Source organism: Colwellia hornerae (genome assembly GCF_007954355.1).
GTDB classification, from domain to species: Bacteria; Pseudomonadota; Gammaproteobacteria; order Enterobacterales; family Alteromonadaceae; genus Colwellia_A; species Colwellia_A hornerae.
Genome location: NZ_VOLR01000020.1, coordinates 1 through 15,115 on the forward strand (window position 1 = coordinate 1; position 15,115 = coordinate 15,115).

The following is a 15,115-nucleotide window of genomic DNA, read 5'->3' on the forward strand; positions in this document are numbered from 1 at the left end:
TCTTCAATGATGGTTTGCCATTGCTCTTGGCTACGCGATATTCTCATGCTTATCTCCTAAATTAAGTGAGGAGATAATGTATATGAGATCAAGTTCTAGAGGCAGGTGTCGTTAGCTATACCCTTACCTCCCTTCGGCAGCGTATGCATTGAACAGCTAAGTAGTGTCCGATTTCTGCTCATGGTGCGACGTTCAGTGTTAAGGCTTTAAGGGTAGGCCTATACTAGCTGTATCTTCAAGTTTTTTATTGAAAATATCACCCAATTAAGCACATTCATATACACACTTGCTATATTGAAATGTAGCTGCATTTTTTACGACACAAGTACTTCCTTTAAGCGATGTAGGTTATTTACTAGTCCCCCCCATAGTTATAAATAAGCTGATAGTAAAATAGAAGTAAGTACAGCTGAAATTTAATTAACCTGATTTTGATAAGTACACATAAGTACAGCTATCTCTAAAAATAATCCCCTAAGAAATAAGCTGTTATTCTATTTTGACAGCTTAATATTACTCCATCTGTTGCTGCTGATGGTTAACTGCAACCATATCGACAACTTCACTTTCAATATTATTGTTACGTTAACAAGGAAGGTTATTGGTTAATACTTAAATTGGGTGAGAAATAGACTGGTATAGTAAGAGGTTAAAATAGTATATGTATATTTGTTCTAAGTTTATTTCTGTGGTTACCTATAAGTTACCCAGGCACAAAAAAGCCACTTGAACAGTCATGTCGACTATTACTAAGTGGCTGATTCATAATACTAAATGTGGTCGGAGTAGCAAGATTCGAACTTGCGACCTCACGTCCCCCAGACGCACGCGCTACCAAGCTGCGCTATACCCCGAATCAGTAAACATTAAGAGGGTTAATTTGTTTACTGTTGGTATAATAATGGTTTAATCACTGATTGCAATATAAAATACTGAAAATCAATCTGTTAGTTTATTTATTGCTCAATATCTCTGCCTGTTTACTAAATTGTTTAATAAAGTTGACCCCATCTATCATTAATGGAAAATCTGAGTTAACCATTATCGGAGCGGCTAATTGTCGTGAGTAACTTTGAAAGTTACCATTTTGGTCAATAAACACCGATTTATCTTTACTAAATACCATCATGCCATCATCCATAGTGTTGGCAATAATACGGTCCTTAGTTAACTTCAGCACATCCTTGCCGTTACTATAGGTTTTTTCATCAATGTCACAGTTTAACCATTGATGCATCAGTGTTGGCTGAACATCCATATGACTGGTTAAATGGCTCACTGTTTTACTTTCACTTTCAGGTAAGATCAGCAACGAAGGTTTGATAGCTAAACTAGTCGCTTTCGTTTTATTGCCAACGGAGGTGATCCAAATAATGTCTTTAGTTTGTTTTGTTTTTTGTGCGAGCAAGAGTGCATCCATAAACAATTCAAATTGGTAAGTATTACTGTCAGCAAAATAAAATAAATGTAATCCCGCAGGTAAACTATTAAGTTTATCAGCAAAGACTAATGTTGAAATATTATCAAGTATTGTTTGCTGGTTAAATAAATGTTCAAACCCTTGTGAATCAGGCGTTAGCGCATTTTTTATCTTTTCATTGCCATGGATCATTGTATACGAGCTGGCTAACTTATTTCTTTCTATTAATTGAAATAACAAAGGAATAGCATTTTGTTTTTCCAACCCTTCTTGATAAATACTTGGCAAGCTGTAAAACAAATTAAACCAAGCGTTTTTTGGTAAAGCATTATCAATATGATGTTCGAGTGTTAACTGATTTTGGCTATTTCTCTGTTTAAATTGCTTGATCTGCTTATCAGTTAACGTTACATCGTTAACCACCATAAATACTGATTTTTGTGTTGGTGTTTGGGAAACACACGCTTCGCTCAACAGCGGGTATTGAGGAATAGCATTGGTAAAGGCTAGTGGGCTTGTTGTCCGTTCGATATAGGCTTCACGATCAAACATACCGTATTTGGTAAGTAATGTTTTTGCGGTCGATGGGTACGACAAAGGTAATACAGTGTCTTGTCTTAAAATATCATATTCTAAGTTCGCATCAGCCCAAATATGTAATAAGTGACTAAAGAAAAAAGAACAGACTAAACCGATAACAACAAACTTGGCGAGCACAACTTTTTGTAAGTCTCTTAAATGTTTCCACGCATAATTACTCAGAATTAATTCGAATGCCAAGATAACCAAGGTTAGTAAAATACTTACAAACCAAAAGATACGACTGTTATGCTGAATTTGTGTGCTAATTAAATCAACAATTTGTGCACTTGACGAAGCATTTAGATGGTAACCCAAACTGTTATATATATAAGCATCTAGTAGCAATATTAATAATTGCAGGGTAAAGACCACCGAGGCTGTTGCCCGGATAAAACGGGTATGTGGAAATATTAAGGTGATCGGGAATAATATTAAAACAAAAGTCATAAAGGTTAAAAATCCCATATGACTAAACCAAGTAGTGATTAAATAAAATTGGCCAAGAAATGTCTCCGGACCACCTTCGCTAAAAATATAAAAAGATGATAATCCAATGGCAGCAATTATATTAAAAAAAGTGAACCAATGGCTCCAACTGATCAGGTGTAACAGGCGCTTGCTATACGTTTTTGAGTCAAATGCAACCATAGTAAATTATCATTCTCTTATTATTTTAGTTTATCAGCACTATATTTTATAAATATAGTGATAATTATAGGACTGATTTTTTTAAAGCATTGGTGAAATTGGTTACAATATCAGCTCTTTTCGCTTCTGGAATATTTTTATTAATAATTTCTGTTAAGGTATTTCCTAAGCACATTAGCGCTAGATCAGGGGTTGCAGACTCATTAACTAAAACATCATGCAAATCTTGGATAATTTTTTCTACACGTTCATTGGAATACTTGGATACAATAGGCATCTTAACTACTTAATAGGTTATTTGATAGATTAGTACAAGTTTATCAAATGCCTGAACAATATAAAACTGGCCTTTAACTATGAGCTTAATTATTTCAAACATTGCCCTACATTTTTTAACTAAAAAAGAAGAAACCGGTGAAGTTGTACTGCGTTTAGGGCCAGAATCTATCGAAATCAGCAATAAGATTGAAAACTTTGTTGATGGACTGCATAAAATCTATAATGCTAAGGCTAGTAAAGCTTACGGACATTTTACCACCATGCCAGCAGCAGGAGACGCTGCCCGTTTTATTGATATAATGGAAAGCTATTTAGGTGACTCACAAAGTTTTTATGCTTTTAGTAGTCAAGCGGCTAATTTATTAAAAAATGAATTGGAAAAATATAACCTAGCTGAAACAGGCTACCTGGTTGTTTGTCATTATGAATATATGGGCGGGCGTTATTTACTTGCTACAGTGATCCCTGTTTCTGAACATTACTCTGTTGATGGTGAATTAAATATCTCTGCTGACAAACATCTCGATACTGCGCGTATGCAATTAGCTGCGCGTATTGATTTATTTGATTATAAAGAAAATCAACAAGGTAATAAGTACGTTTCGTTTATTAAAGGTAGAGCGGGTCGTGTTGTTTCAGATTTCTTTTTAGACTTTTTAGGTTGTGAAGAAGGCTTAAATTCCAAAGAACAAACTCAAACATTAGTGCAGGCTGTTGAAGACTATGTTGCCGTTAATCAACTTGATGCGACAGAGAAGCAGAATACCCGCAAAGAGTTATTGAGTTACTGTAAAGAGCAAAAAAGTGCCGCTCAAGATGTCTCAATTCAAGAGATAGGGCAAGTGATCAAGCAAGAGGGCGCCACTCAAGATTTTCATCAATTTTGTCAAGAGCAATCTTATCCGCTTGAAGAATCTTTTCCACATGATCAAACAGTTGTTAACAAAGTCACTAAGTACTCAGGCTATGGTAACGGTATTAGTTTGAGCTTTGAACGCAGCCACTTTGGTGAAGATGTCATTTATAATGCAGCAAATGACAGCATTACTATCTATAAAGTGCCACCAAATTTAAAAGACCAATTATTAGCGTTATTGCAAACAGCTGATAAACAAGAGCAAGAAGCTCATCAATCTGAAAATACAGAATTTTAAAGTTTATAAACAAATTTATAGGTATAAAAATGACAACATTAACCATTACTCGCCCAGACGATTGGCATGTACATTTACGCGATGGCGAAGCATTAACAACCACAGTTCCTGATATTAGTCGTTACTTTGGCCGTGCGATTATTATGCCAAATTTAGTTCCACCCGTTACCAATGCTGAATTAGCGACACAATATCATCAACGTATTATGGCCGCTAATGTTAATGGCTCGACACAAAACACCACGTTTCAACCATTAATGGTGCTCTATTTAACGGATAAAACAACAGCCCAAGAAATATTCGACGCTAAAGCGACGGGTATTGTTTTTGCTGCTAAGTTGTATCCTGCTGGAGCAACGACAAACTCATCTTCTGGTGTTACCAATGTTGATAATATTGCTGATGTGCTGGCAGCAATGCAAGAAGTGGGTATGCCATTATTGATTCACGGTGAAGTAACAGACAGCCACATTGATATTTTTGATCGTGAAGCGATATTCATCGATACTATTTTAACGCCTTTGGTGGCAAAATATACTGACTTAAAAATAGTTTTAGAACATATTACTACTAAAAATGCGGTTGAATTTGTTGAACAAGCGGGCAACAACGTAGCGGCCACAATAACTGTTCATCATTTATTATTTAATCGTAACGATATGTTAGTCGGTGGTATTCGCCCTCATTACTATTGTTTACCTATTTTGAAACGCAACATTCATCAACAAGCGTTAATTGCTGCAGCAACCGGTGGTAGTGTTAAGTTTTTCTTAGGTACCGATTCTGCTCCTCACCCACAAAATGCCAAAGAATCTGCTTGTGGCTGTGCGGGATCTTATACGGCTCATGCCGCAATTGAGCTTTATGCTGAAGCATTTGAAGCAGCAGGGGCCTTGGATAAATTAGAAGGCTTTGCAAGTTTACATGGTCCAGCATTTTATAATTTACCCGTTAATAACGACAAAATAACTTTAGAGAAAGCCCAATGGCATGTGCCAGCGACGATGTCGTTTGGTAAAGATGTTGTTGTGCCTATCCGTGCTAACGATACTATTGCTTGGCAAGTAAAAGACTAGATTTGAATAGGAAGTAATAATGCAATTATTTGTAAATGATTTAACCGTCATTGATTTTTCATACTGTTGCCCGGAACGAGGCATAGTCGGCGAGAGTTGGATCGTTGATGTATTACTTGATGGTGCTCTTAATGAAATGAGCATGGTGCTTGATTTTGCTGTGGTTAAAAAGCAAATTAAAGCCATTATTGATGATGCTGTCGATCATAAATTATTATTACCGATGAAAAACGAATGTATTACCGTGACTGATTCATTACATCAGGAAAACCACGAATACGTTGATTTTATCAGTGAGCGTGCCAGTTACTATTTGCAGTCACCAAAATGTGCTTTTGCGAAAATTATTAGCGATACGATTGATGTAACATCAGTTACTGGGCATTTAACCGCCATAATTCTTGAGCAATTACCGCAGAATGTTCAAGGGCTTAAGTTAACACTTCGACCAGAGAATATTAGTGGCGATTATTATCATTACACCCATGGCTTAAAATTACATGACGGAAATTGTCAGCGTATTGCTCATGGTCACCGTTCAACTATTCATATCTTACAAAAAGGTCAACGGGTCGCTGCATTAGAAAAAGCGTGGTGTTTACGTTGGCAAGATATTTATATTGCATCAGATGTTGATCGTGTAGAAAAAGCAGATATTGAACTGTCAAATTTTGCTCAGCACAATTTGACGTCCGATCACCACTACTTTTCTTACACTGCGCCACAAGGTCGTTTTGACATTGCCGTTGAGAATAAAGTACTAGACGTTGTCGATTGTGACTCAACCGTAGAGCTTTTAGCCGACTTTATTGCCAGACAATTAGTGGCTGATAATCAAGGTGAAGTAACAGTTGTTGCCTTTGAAGGTGTTGGTAAAGGTGCTATTGCAAATGCTTAATGCTAAAAACATTAAACTGATAGTCTTATGTTTAAGCAGTTTCTTCTTTAGCCAAAACGCGGTTGCTGATATTAAGCTTTCAGGAGAAATAAAGCAGGGCGCTTTGGTCATAGGTAAAACGGCTAATAATAATATCGTTACTTTTGACGGTAAAGTGCTGCCTTTATCTGAGCATGGCGATTATGTTTTTGGTTTTGGCCGCGATGATGAAAAAACCCATCAATTAGTGATCACTCAGCCAAATGGTGACAAAGAACTAAAGTCTTTAACACCAGCAAAGCGTCAATACGATATACAACGTATTGAAGGCATAGCCAAAAAAATAATGAACCCAAATCCAAAAGCGGTTACTCGTTCTCAACAAGATAGCGCGCAAGTAAGTGCAGCGAGGAAAACCTTAAGTGATAAAACTGATTTTTCAAAAGGTTTTATCGCACCGATAAAAGGTATTATTACTGGTGTCTATGGAAGCCAACGGGTTTTTAATAGCGTACCTAAACGACCTCATTTTGGTTTAGATTACGCAGGAAAAACAGGCGATCCAGTCAAAGCTCCAGCAGCGGGCACTGTGGTAATGTTTGTGCCTGATATGTTTTATTCAGGTGGTACTATGATAATTGACCACGGTCATGGAATTACTTCTAGTTTTTTACATTTAAGTAAATCTTACGTTCAAACGGGTGATGAAGTTAAAAAAGGACAAGTTGTTGCCGCCGTTGGCTCAAGTGGTCGAGCAACCGGTCCTCATTTAGATTGGCGTATTAATTGGTTTAATATGCGTTTAGATCCCGCTTTAGCGTTAAGAGCTGTTCCAATTAAATAGAAAATATTAACGCTATATTAAGGTCTACATTCATTTATTAAATCGATAGTAAGTTATACAAATAAATGAGTGTAGGGTTAATTAACCTGTCGTTTTTTACCACTTTCAGCACGTTTCTTATTTTCACTTTGAACATATACCGTATCGGTGGTCGCCATACTTGCATGACCAAGATCTTCTGAAATATCTTTAAGAGGTCGCCCGCGTTCAATTTCCATACTTGCACCGGTATGCCTTAACCAATGGGCAGAAGCTTCTTTCAATTTTAATGCCTTATTTTCACCTTCAGATCTGCGCATATTTTCATGTGCTTGATCGAAAACACTTTGAACTAAACGGCGCAAATGTCGTGATGTCATACCACCTTGGCCACGAATTTTCTCAACAAGGATTGAATTTTCATTACTTGATGGCAAGCCTAATAAACCTCGGGAAGAGCGGTAACGCTCTAAAAAAGGTAAAAAATCAAGAGGAACCGTGATATCACGTAATTTACGGCTTTTTCCAAAAACTTTAAGCCACCAATTTTCATCATCATCTTGCCAAAAGTGTCCCATGGTAGGTGACCAATTTGGACGATCCGATAGCTCAGAAATCCTTAAAAAGAGGGTTTTTAATGCAGAAATAACAAATAAGTTTCGTTCAAATAATGGGTTTTCATCAGCCATTTCAACGGCTGTATCTAAAACATATTGCCATTGGCTAGCGGTTAAACGTTTAACTTCTTTAACTTGAGAGTCGATTATAAAATGTCGGCAATCTTTTTTTGCTATTTGTGCGGGATTACCAATGCAAAAATCCTCAGCCATTAAATAGTTGTAGAAAACGATAATTGCGGTAAACATTGATGAAAGTGTTTGTTGTGATGGACGATATTTTTTCTTATCAATGATATATTCAGATTTTAGACTTTTAGGTGCTTGGATTTTATATGGGAACCAAAGTTCATTAGCCAATGAATAGCCATTAGATATTTTGAAACGTTCTTGATTTGATGTACCAATCCAAGTAACTGGTGGCTGCCAACAAAAGTCAGCATATTCAAGTAAGTCTGATTTACGTAATTGATCTATTGGTTTTTTCTTTTCAATAAATGACCACAAAAGAAAACGTTCAACGTCATTTCTAAATCGGTCATAAGTATGTGTAGATTTATTTCTACCTATATAAGTAAGGAAAACTTTCCCCCAATCAAATTGTTCAAGCCACCAAGGTTCATTTGATGAGAATATTTTATCTAACTCTGGATAGTCATCAAAATCAAAATCACACAAATCAATATATGGTGGATATAAAGGAACAGGTTTATTTAACAACATTATTTTGAAAACCAAGTAGATAGCACGTATAAAGGCAGTCTAAACCATTATACTCACTATGTCCAATACTGAAGAGTATCGGACATAGTGAGGTATATGGAATCTAGGGAAGTGCTCCCCGTAATTGCTCGTAGAATTAAAAATTTCTGAATTGCTATTTTAGTCTTAATCTACTCTTATTCATTTCATACACTTGTCGTCTAGCAACGCTATAAATTACGAACGTTGTTTTAAACTTATGCCGCTAGCCCTAAATGTTGAAATGCAAAAACAGCAATACCTATTAGCACGACTATTAAGACAAGTTTACTTTTAACGGCTGAAGTACTTCGGTAAATACGAGGTTTGTTTTCTTGTCTAACTTTAGTTTCAACACCTTCAATACGACAATTAACGGCTTTGCTTTTACCGTTAGCTTGCTCTTCAACTTCAAAGTAAATTAAATCACCTACTTTAGGTTTTCTACTCATCTCTTTTAATGATGATATATGAATAAAGGTATCTTTGGTTAGCTCACTCGATTGAATGAATCCAAAGCCTTTATTATCTTTCCAGCTGGTTAACTGTCCTTTGTGCATTACGATTCCGTTATAAATGTTGGTTATAAACTATTAAAGTTTGTTTGAGGATAAATATCACTATGATTATCATTAAAAAAGGATCAGTCGAACTTGGTCCGACTGATCCTTTCACAATATCATCATGTTAATAATATTACATATGGTCAATAATACAATCACCAAACTCTGAACATGTAACGAGTGTTGCACCATCCATCAAACGTTCAAAATCATAAGTTACTGTTTTAGCGTTAATAGCACCTGACATACCTTTAAGTAATAAATCAGCCGCTTCAACCCAACCCATATGTCTTAACATCATCTCAGCAGACAAAATAACAGAGCCAGGATTTACTTTGTTCAAACCGGCATATTTTGGTGCTGTGCCATGTGTTGCTTCAAAAATAGCAATGTCGTCATTCATATTTGCGCCTGGTGCAATACCAATACCGCCAACTTGAGCAGCTAGTGCGTCAGAGATATAATCGCCGTTCAAATTCAATGTTGCGATAACACTATATTCTGCTGGACGTAATAAAATTTGCTGTAACATTGCATCCGCAATAACATCCTTGATGATGATCTCTTTACCGGTTTTTGGATTGACTAATGAACACCATGGACCACCAGCAATAAAGTCAGCGCCGAATTCATCACGTGCCAATTGGTAACCCCATTCTTTAAAGGCACCTTCGGTATATTTCATGATATTACCTTTGTGTACTAAAGTTACCGACTCTCTGTCGTGATCAATAGCATACTGAATGGCTTTTCTCACTAAACGCTCGGTACCTTCTTTAGATACCGGCTTAATACCAATACCACAGTTCTCGGTGAAACGAATTTTGGTAGCACCCATTTCATCGATTAAAAAGTTAATCATTTTCTTAGCTTGGTCTGAACCCGCTTTATACTCAATACCGGCGTAGATATCTTCTGAATTTTCTCGAAAGATAACCATATCAACTTCACTTGGCTTTTTAACCGGGCTAGGTACGCCAGTGAACCATTGTACTGGACGTTGGCAGACATATAGATCTAAAATTTGTCTAAGTGCTACGTTTAATGAACGCATGCCACCACCTACAGGTGTAGTTAACGGCCCTTTTATTCCCACTTTATACTGCTTAAACATTTCTAATGTTTCATCAGGTAACCATGTTTCTGAATCGTAAACTTGGGTCGCTTTTTCACCGGCATAAACTTCCATCCAGTGGATCTTACGGTCATTGCTATAAGCTTTCTCAACAGCGGCGTTAACAACTTTTATCATTGGCGGTGTTACGTCAATACCAATACCATCCCCTTCAATAAATGGGATGATAGGATTGTTAGGGACACATAGTTGCCCATTATCACAGGTTATGGCTTGACCTTCTGTCGGGATTGTTACGTTCGTAGACATATATGATTCCTCTTCTTTAGCACAATAATGTTAACAGGTATTAACTTTACAGCTATATTGTTTGAGTTATGGATAAAACTGCTTATTTTAGTATAGGTTATCTTCACTTGAATGTTAAAAATAAATGAAAAAGAGCGCCAACACTAATACAGAATAGATGATATTGACTATAACTGAGGTGAATATTTTAAACAAGCGTTTAAAATATGTGTTTGAAAGACATTAATACCCATTAATGAAATAAAATAGCTTGGTGAAAGTAAACTATCTTGAGATAATTACTTTTAATATTATTTTTTAGGATTGTTGATGAAACTATTAGTACGTAACTTATCTCGCTCTACAACCGAACAAGAAATTCGGATTTTATTTTCAGCTCATGGTGGTGTCACCGAATGTACTTTAGTTTTAGACCAAGCAACTGGAAAATCTAAAGGTTTTGCTTTTGTGGCAATGCCTAATGAAGCAGAAGCTAAAAAAGCCATTAAAGCATTACACGAAACTAGAATTGGTAGTAATAGAATTAGAGTTAAAATATCTAAGTAAGACTAATGACTATTATTAGTGTTCAATAAAAAGGCTGAGTATCTATTAAGATACTCAGCCTTTTTTATCTTTATAACGTAACGAATGTTCCGTTACAGTAAGCTAGACAATATAGTATTAAACGTTTCGCTTGGGCGCATCGCTTTACGTGCGAGTTCAACATCAGCATAGTAATAACCGTTGATGTTCATTGACGGACCTTGAGCAGCATTTAATTCAGCAATAATTTTAGCTTCTTGCTTAGTTAATGCTTGAGCAATAGCAGTAAAACTCGCTTTTAACTCTTCATCATTTGTTTGCTCAGCAAGTGCTTGTGCCCAGTACATAGCAAGATAAAAATGGCTGCCACGGTTATCTAATTCACCTACTCGACGAGATGGTGATTTATTTTCATCGAGGAACTTACCTGTTGCCGAATCTAGAGTATCAGCAAGTACTTGTGCTTTGTTATTCTTGGTATGAACGCTTACATGTTCTAAAGAAGCAGCAAGTGCTAAAAATTCACCTAAAGAATCCCAACGTAAATGATTTTCTTTCTCAAATTGTTGAACATGCTTAGGTGCTGAACCGCCTGCACCTGTTTCAAATAAGCCGCCGCCATTCATTAATGGCACAATTGAAAGCATTTTAGCGCTGGTACCTAATTCTAAAATTGGAAATAAATCAGTTAAGTAATCACGTAAAACGTTACCCGTTACTGAAATAGTATCTTCACTGTTAGCGGTACGCGCTAAGGTAAACTCACAGGCTTTAACCGGCTCTAATATCTGAATATCTAAACCTGTCGTGTCATGGTCAGCTAAATAAGTATTTACCTTTTTAATCATTTCGGCATCGTGGCCACGATTTTCATCTAACCAGAAAACAGTAGGTACATTAGTGGCTTTAGCGCGAGTAACGGCAAGTTTAACCCAGTCTTGAATCGGTGCATCTTTGACCTGACACATTCTCCAAATATCACCTTGAGCAACGTTATGCTCTAACAAGGTTTCGCCGTTGTCATTAACAACACGAACAGAACCTTTGCCTGTCATGGTGAATGTTTTGTCATGTGAACCGTATTCTTCAGCTTTTTGTGCCATTAGACCTACGTTTGGTACTGTACCCATGGTTGTTGGGTTGAATGCACCGTTTTGACGACAAAAATCGACAACTGCTGAAAAAACACCGGCGTAGTTACGATCAGGGATCATAAACTTAGTATCTTTCTGGTTGCCATCACGATCCCACATCATACCTGAAGCTCTTAAAGCAGCAGGCATTGAAGCATCAATAATCACATCACTTGGTACATGGAAATTAGTAATACCTTTATCTGAATCAACCATAGCAACTTCTGGACGAGTGGCATATACAGCGGCTAAATCGGCTTCTATTTCTTTTTGTTTTTCACTGGGTAAACGAGATATTTTTGCATAAACATCGCCAATACCATTATCAGCATCGACACCAAGTTGTTCAAAAATAGCGGCATGCTTTTCAAAAACATCTTTATAGAAAACTTTTACTGCATAACCAAACATGATTGGGTCTGAAACTTTCATCATGGTTGCTTTTAAATGAAGAGAAAGTAGAACGCCCTCTTCTTTAGCTTTAGCCGTTTGTGTTTCGTAGAACTCAATTAATGCTGCTTTACTCATTACTGCCGCATCGATAATTTCTTTGTCTAATAATGGTAAGTGCTCTTTTAATAAAGTGACTACGCCATTTTCAGCTACAAATTCAATTTTTACATTGGTTTTGCCATCGATAGTGGTTGATTTTTCACTACCGTAAAAGTCACCCGCTGACATATGAGCAACATGTGATTTTGAATCTTTTGACCAAGCACCCATAGAATGCGGGTTTTTACGTGCATATTGTTTAACTGAGCTAGGCGCACGTCGGTCTGAGTTACCTTCACGTAAAACAGGGTTAACCGCAGAGCCTAAAACTTTTGCATAAGTAAGCTTGATTGACTGTTCTGCTTCATTTTGTGGTTCAGCTGGATAGTTAGGTAAGTTATAACCTTTAGCTTGAAGCTCTTTAATTACCGCTTCTAACTGTGGTATTGAAGCTGAAACATTAGGTAATTTAATGATGTTAGCTTCTGGTGTTTTAGCTAACAGGCCTAATTCTGATAAAGCATCACTGACACGTTGCTGTGCAGTTAAGTATTTTGGAAAGTTCGCTAATACACGGGCCGCAAGTGAAATATCACGCGTTTCAACGTTAATACCTGAAGAAGCCGTAAATGCCTGAATAATTGGTAATAAAGAGTGAGTCGCCAATGCAGGCGCTTCATCGGTAATCGTATAAATTATTTTTGTTGAATCTGAGCTCATTTACTTTCCTATTGCTAATTGCCTAATAAAGTGAAAACACCGCTTACTGGCATTATTTATCACTCTATTACTATTAATTTTTCCGCGAGAACGCTAAAGCGTATTAAAAAATTCTGACTATTTATTCGCGATATATGTGCCTGAGTTAATGCAGACATAAAAAACCAGTGGCTGCACCACTGGTTAACCTGAGTATTATAAACCTTCAAGTAAGCTTCGTAAACAATATGGCTATAATTACAAATAACTATGTTGTATATATAGCGATTATTTATTCTAACCAACCTTTATCAATCGCTATCGAAAACAATAAGGGCGAAAAAGTTTTGTATTTATCATCGTTTGCCGGACACTTTGCATTCTCTATATAATGGGCTTTCCATGGGTCATTGATTAGCCAAATATTATTATTCGCCACTGCAACGCCTTCTAGTGAAGTATTACCGATAGGCTCCCAATCACTGCATTCGTTATTTTTAGCATTCACTGGAGCTAAAAAGTTCATCGCAATAACTTTTGTTGGCTGTTCCTTTGCCAGGTCGATAATCCATAATTGATCATCATTCCTAGCGGCAGCAATGATATAACCAGGGTGATTATCTTTCGGTAGATAGTCCATACCATTTATAGGGTGATTACCCTGACTAAATGTCGGTAATAAAACCTCAGTATCAATGACTGGGGCAAATTCATCAGTCGCCCAAAAATTGTCGTCTAATAGCAACGAAAAGATACGAGCTAAACCTTTACTGTCTTTTTCTAAGCCAAGGTATAAAGTGTTGTTCTTACCAAAAGCCAGTCCCTCAATACCATCATTAGAAAAATCACCCACGTTATAACTTGCGTCAAATTGTAAGGGTCTAACATCTGTCATTGATAATATATTATTATCATCAAGCGCTAATCTCACAATTAGAGTTGGGTATTTGGTCGAGCCAGTATGTTGAAAGCGTTGTTGACATGCCGATGAAAGTTCATCGCCATTACGGGCATCTTCGGTCACTATAATGAAAACTTTATCATTGTTAGGGTCAACCGCTAAAGCTTCAAAATCGGGCTCACCTGCTAGATATGAGGAAAAACAGCTGGCTTTTACCTGACTAGACATGGTCATAAGCATTGATTTTTCTTCGACTAAGCCACTCGTGGGCTCAATAATATGCAATTGTTTCTGCTGAGACTTATCAGCTGAACCATCAGAGAGAGTAAGCAACTTGCCGCGCCATAGCTTTAACGCGGAAGTTTGAGGATCGAACATAACTTGCTGATCAGCTTCTACCAGCCACTTTCCCTTTAAAGTAACTTGCTGATGAATGTTATTATCAGCAAGCACAGTAAAAGCAGAGAGATAGATAGCTATAAAGGGTAGCAGCTTCATTAACAACTCAACCTGTAATTATTTTAAAAGGTGTAATATATTGGTAAGGTCAGATTTGCCTTCAGCAATTTCTTCTTGTGTTAATCCTGACAACTCATGTGGAAAGACCAACCATTCATCAGACTCGTGAACATAATAGTCCGGTTTAATATCAACCACGTTATTGGTTGGCTTATACCAAGGACAAGCAATGCGAACATCAGTTGGCATGTTATTACGGGCTAATTTTTTAAGTTGTTTTATTAACGCATCAATACTACGACCTGAATCAAAAACATCGTCAACAATCAACAAACCATCAGTTGCATTGGCATTTTCTATAATGTAATGCAAACCATGGACTTTAATTTCTTTACTTTGTTGGTTAATGCCGTAGTAAGAAGAGGTACGGACAGCGATATGATCTGTTTCAATATTTTTAAAATCAAAATACTCCTGAACAGCAATACCAACAGGCGCTCCACCACGCCATATACCTATGATAAATTGTGGACGAAAACCATCTTCAAAGACTTTTGCGGCCAGTCTAAAAGAATCTTCTAGTAATTCTTGTGCGGTAATAAATTTTTTATTCATAGTGGTTGTTTCTTACTGTAAAAGTAGTGTAATGTGGCGAATTATATCAATTCTTGACCGAATGGTTAAGTAAATTATTCAGTGAATTAACGTTTATTATTTACCTGTGCTCAAAAAGCTTGAGTTT

Annotated in this window: 13 protein-coding genes and 1 tRNA gene; 5 read left to right on the forward strand and 9 right to left on the reverse strand. The window is 36.8% G+C overall.

What is annotated here, in order from left to right; translation table 11 throughout:
• Positions 1-777 precede the first annotated feature (777 nt).
• The 3 genes from ESZ26_RS13875 to ESZ26_RS13885 all read right to left on the reverse strand — a co-directional run bounded on the left by ESZ26_RS13875 (position 778) and on the right by ESZ26_RS13885 (position 2,927).
• A tRNA-Pro gene (locus ESZ26_RS13875) sits at positions 778-854 on the reverse strand.
• 98 nt (positions 855-952) lie between these two features.
• The gene (locus ESZ26_RS13880; RefSeq protein WP_146800071.1) at positions 953-2,650 is read right to left on the reverse strand and encodes a DUF3413 domain-containing protein; all 1,698 of its coding nucleotides are present in this window, start codon (positions 2,648-2,650) and stop codon (positions 953-955) included.
• A 64-nt stretch (positions 2,651-2,714) separates the two neighbouring features.
• Positions 2,715-2,927 carry a YejL family protein gene (locus ESZ26_RS13885; RefSeq protein ID WP_146800072.1) on the reverse strand — a complete coding sequence of 71 codons (213 nt, stop codon included), beginning with the start codon at positions 2,925-2,927 and terminating at the stop codon, positions 2,715-2,717.
• 79 nt (positions 2,928-3,006) lie between these two features.
• On the opposite strand from ESZ26_RS13885, the gene yejK reads away from it, so the two are divergent.
• The 4 genes from yejK to ESZ26_RS13905 are packed head-to-tail and all read left to right on the forward strand — an operon-like array spanning position 3,007 to position 6,880.
• On the forward strand, positions 3,007-4,083 hold the full coding sequence (gene yejK, locus ESZ26_RS13890; RefSeq protein ID WP_146800073.1) for a nucleoid-associated protein YejK: 1,077 nt from the start codon (positions 3,007-3,009) through the stop codon (positions 4,081-4,083).
• 29 nt (positions 4,084-4,112) lie between these two features.
• Positions 4,113-5,159 carry a dihydroorotase gene (pyrC, locus tag ESZ26_RS13895; protein ID WP_146800074.1) on the forward strand — a complete coding sequence of 349 codons (1,047 nt, stop codon included), beginning with the start codon at positions 4,113-4,115 and terminating at the stop codon, positions 5,157-5,159.
• 19 nt (positions 5,160-5,178) lie between these two features.
• Positions 5,179-6,057: a 6-carboxytetrahydropterin synthase gene (locus ESZ26_RS13900; RefSeq protein WP_146800075.1), complete on the forward strand. Its 879-nt coding sequence runs from the start codon at positions 5,179-5,181 to the stop codon at positions 6,055-6,057.
• On the forward strand, positions 6,050-6,880 hold the full coding sequence (locus ESZ26_RS13905) for a M23 family metallopeptidase (RefSeq protein WP_146800076.1): 831 nt from the start codon (positions 6,050-6,052) through the stop codon (positions 6,878-6,880). The genes ESZ26_RS13900 and ESZ26_RS13905 overlap by 8 nt, the downstream gene beginning before the upstream one ends.
• 77 nt (positions 6,881-6,957) lie before the next feature.
• On the opposite strand, the gene ESZ26_RS13910 is transcribed toward ESZ26_RS13905, so the two are convergent.
• From ESZ26_RS13910 to icd, 3 genes are all read right to left on the reverse strand, one after another.
• Positions 6,958-8,199: a tyrosine-type recombinase/integrase gene (locus ESZ26_RS13910; RefSeq protein ID WP_146800077.1), complete on the reverse strand. Its 1,242-nt coding sequence runs from the start codon at positions 8,197-8,199 to the stop codon at positions 6,958-6,960.
• A 236-nt stretch (positions 8,200-8,435) separates the two neighbouring features.
• The gene (locus ESZ26_RS13915; RefSeq protein WP_146800078.1) at positions 8,436-8,777 is read right to left on the reverse strand and encodes a cold shock domain-containing protein; all 342 of its coding nucleotides are present in this window, start codon (positions 8,775-8,777) and stop codon (positions 8,436-8,438) included.
• A 136-nt stretch (positions 8,778-8,913) separates the two neighbouring features.
• Entirely contained in the window at positions 8,914-10,164 is a 1,251-nt protein-coding gene (icd, locus tag ESZ26_RS13920; protein WP_146800079.1) for an NADP-dependent isocitrate dehydrogenase, read from the reverse strand.
• A 309-nt stretch (positions 10,165-10,473) separates the two neighbouring features.
• Between icd and ESZ26_RS13925 the strand changes: the two genes are divergently transcribed.
• Positions 10,474-10,710, forward strand: coding sequence for an RNA recognition motif domain-containing protein (locus ESZ26_RS13925; RefSeq protein WP_146800080.1), 237 nt, complete (start codon positions 10,474-10,476; stop codon positions 10,708-10,710).
• 92 nt (positions 10,711-10,802) lie between these two features.
• Here the strand turns inward: ESZ26_RS13925 and ESZ26_RS13930 are convergent, their stop codons facing one another.
• From ESZ26_RS13930 to ESZ26_RS13940, 3 genes are all read right to left on the reverse strand, one after another.
• Complete coding sequence (locus ESZ26_RS13930) at positions 10,803-13,034, reverse strand: NADP-dependent isocitrate dehydrogenase (protein ID WP_146800081.1); 2,232 nt, start codon at positions 13,032-13,034, stop codon at positions 10,803-10,805.
• Between the two features lie 271 nt (positions 13,035-13,305).
• On the reverse strand, positions 13,306-14,412 hold the full coding sequence (locus ESZ26_RS13935) for a hypothetical protein (protein WP_146800082.1): 1,107 nt from the start codon (positions 14,410-14,412) through the stop codon (positions 13,306-13,308).
• 18 nt (positions 14,413-14,430) lie between these two features.
• Positions 14,431-14,988, reverse strand: a complete 558-nt coding sequence (locus ESZ26_RS13940) for a phosphoribosyltransferase (protein ID WP_146800083.1) — start codon at positions 14,986-14,988, stop codon at positions 14,431-14,433.
• Positions 14,989-15,115: the final 127 nt, after the last annotated feature.

What these genes read in the sequence shown, in the direction of transcription:
- ESZ26_RS13930 (WP_146800081.1), bottom strand. Translation starts at nt 13,034, where the DNA reads ATGAGCTCAGATTCAACAAAAATAATTTATACGATTACCGATGAAGCG.
- ESZ26_RS13885 (WP_146800072.1), bottom strand. Translation starts at nt 2,927, where the DNA reads ATGCCTATTGTATCCAAGTATTCCAATGAACGTGTAGAAAAAATTATC.
- ESZ26_RS13880 (WP_146800071.1), bottom strand. Translation starts at nt 2,650, where the DNA reads ATGGTTGCATTTGACTCAAAAACGTATAGCAAGCGCCTGTTACACCTG.
- icd (WP_146800079.1), bottom strand. Translation starts at nt 10,164, where the DNA reads ATGTCTACGAACGTAACAATCCCGACAGAAGGTCAAGCCATAACCTGT.
- ESZ26_RS13915 (WP_146800078.1), bottom strand. Translation starts at nt 8,777, where the DNA reads ATGCACAAAGGACAGTTAACCAGCTGGAAAGATAATAAAGGCTTTGGA.
- ESZ26_RS13910 (WP_146800077.1), bottom strand. Translation starts at nt 8,199, where the DNA reads ATGTTGTTAAATAAACCTGTTCCTTTATATCCACCATATATTGATTTG.
- ESZ26_RS13900 (WP_146800075.1), top strand. Translation starts at nt 5,179, where the DNA reads ATGCAATTATTTGTAAATGATTTAACCGTCATTGATTTTTCATACTGT.
- ESZ26_RS13940 (WP_146800083.1), bottom strand. Translation starts at nt 14,988, where the DNA reads ATGAATAAAAAATTTATTACCGCACAAGAATTACTAGAAGATTCTTTT.
- yejK (WP_146800073.1), top strand. Translation starts at nt 3,007, where the DNA reads ATGAGCTTAATTATTTCAAACATTGCCCTACATTTTTTAACTAAAAAA.
- ESZ26_RS13925 (WP_146800080.1), top strand. Translation starts at nt 10,474, where the DNA reads ATGAAACTATTAGTACGTAACTTATCTCGCTCTACAACCGAACAAGAA.
- ESZ26_RS13935 (WP_146800082.1), bottom strand. Translation starts at nt 14,412, where the DNA reads ATGAAGCTGCTACCCTTTATAGCTATCTATCTCTCTGCTTTTACTGTG.
- ESZ26_RS13905 (WP_146800076.1), top strand. Translation starts at nt 6,050, where the DNA reads ATGCTTAATGCTAAAAACATTAAACTGATAGTCTTATGTTTAAGCAGT.
- pyrC (WP_146800074.1), top strand. Translation starts at nt 4,113, where the DNA reads ATGACAACATTAACCATTACTCGCCCAGACGATTGGCATGTACATTTA.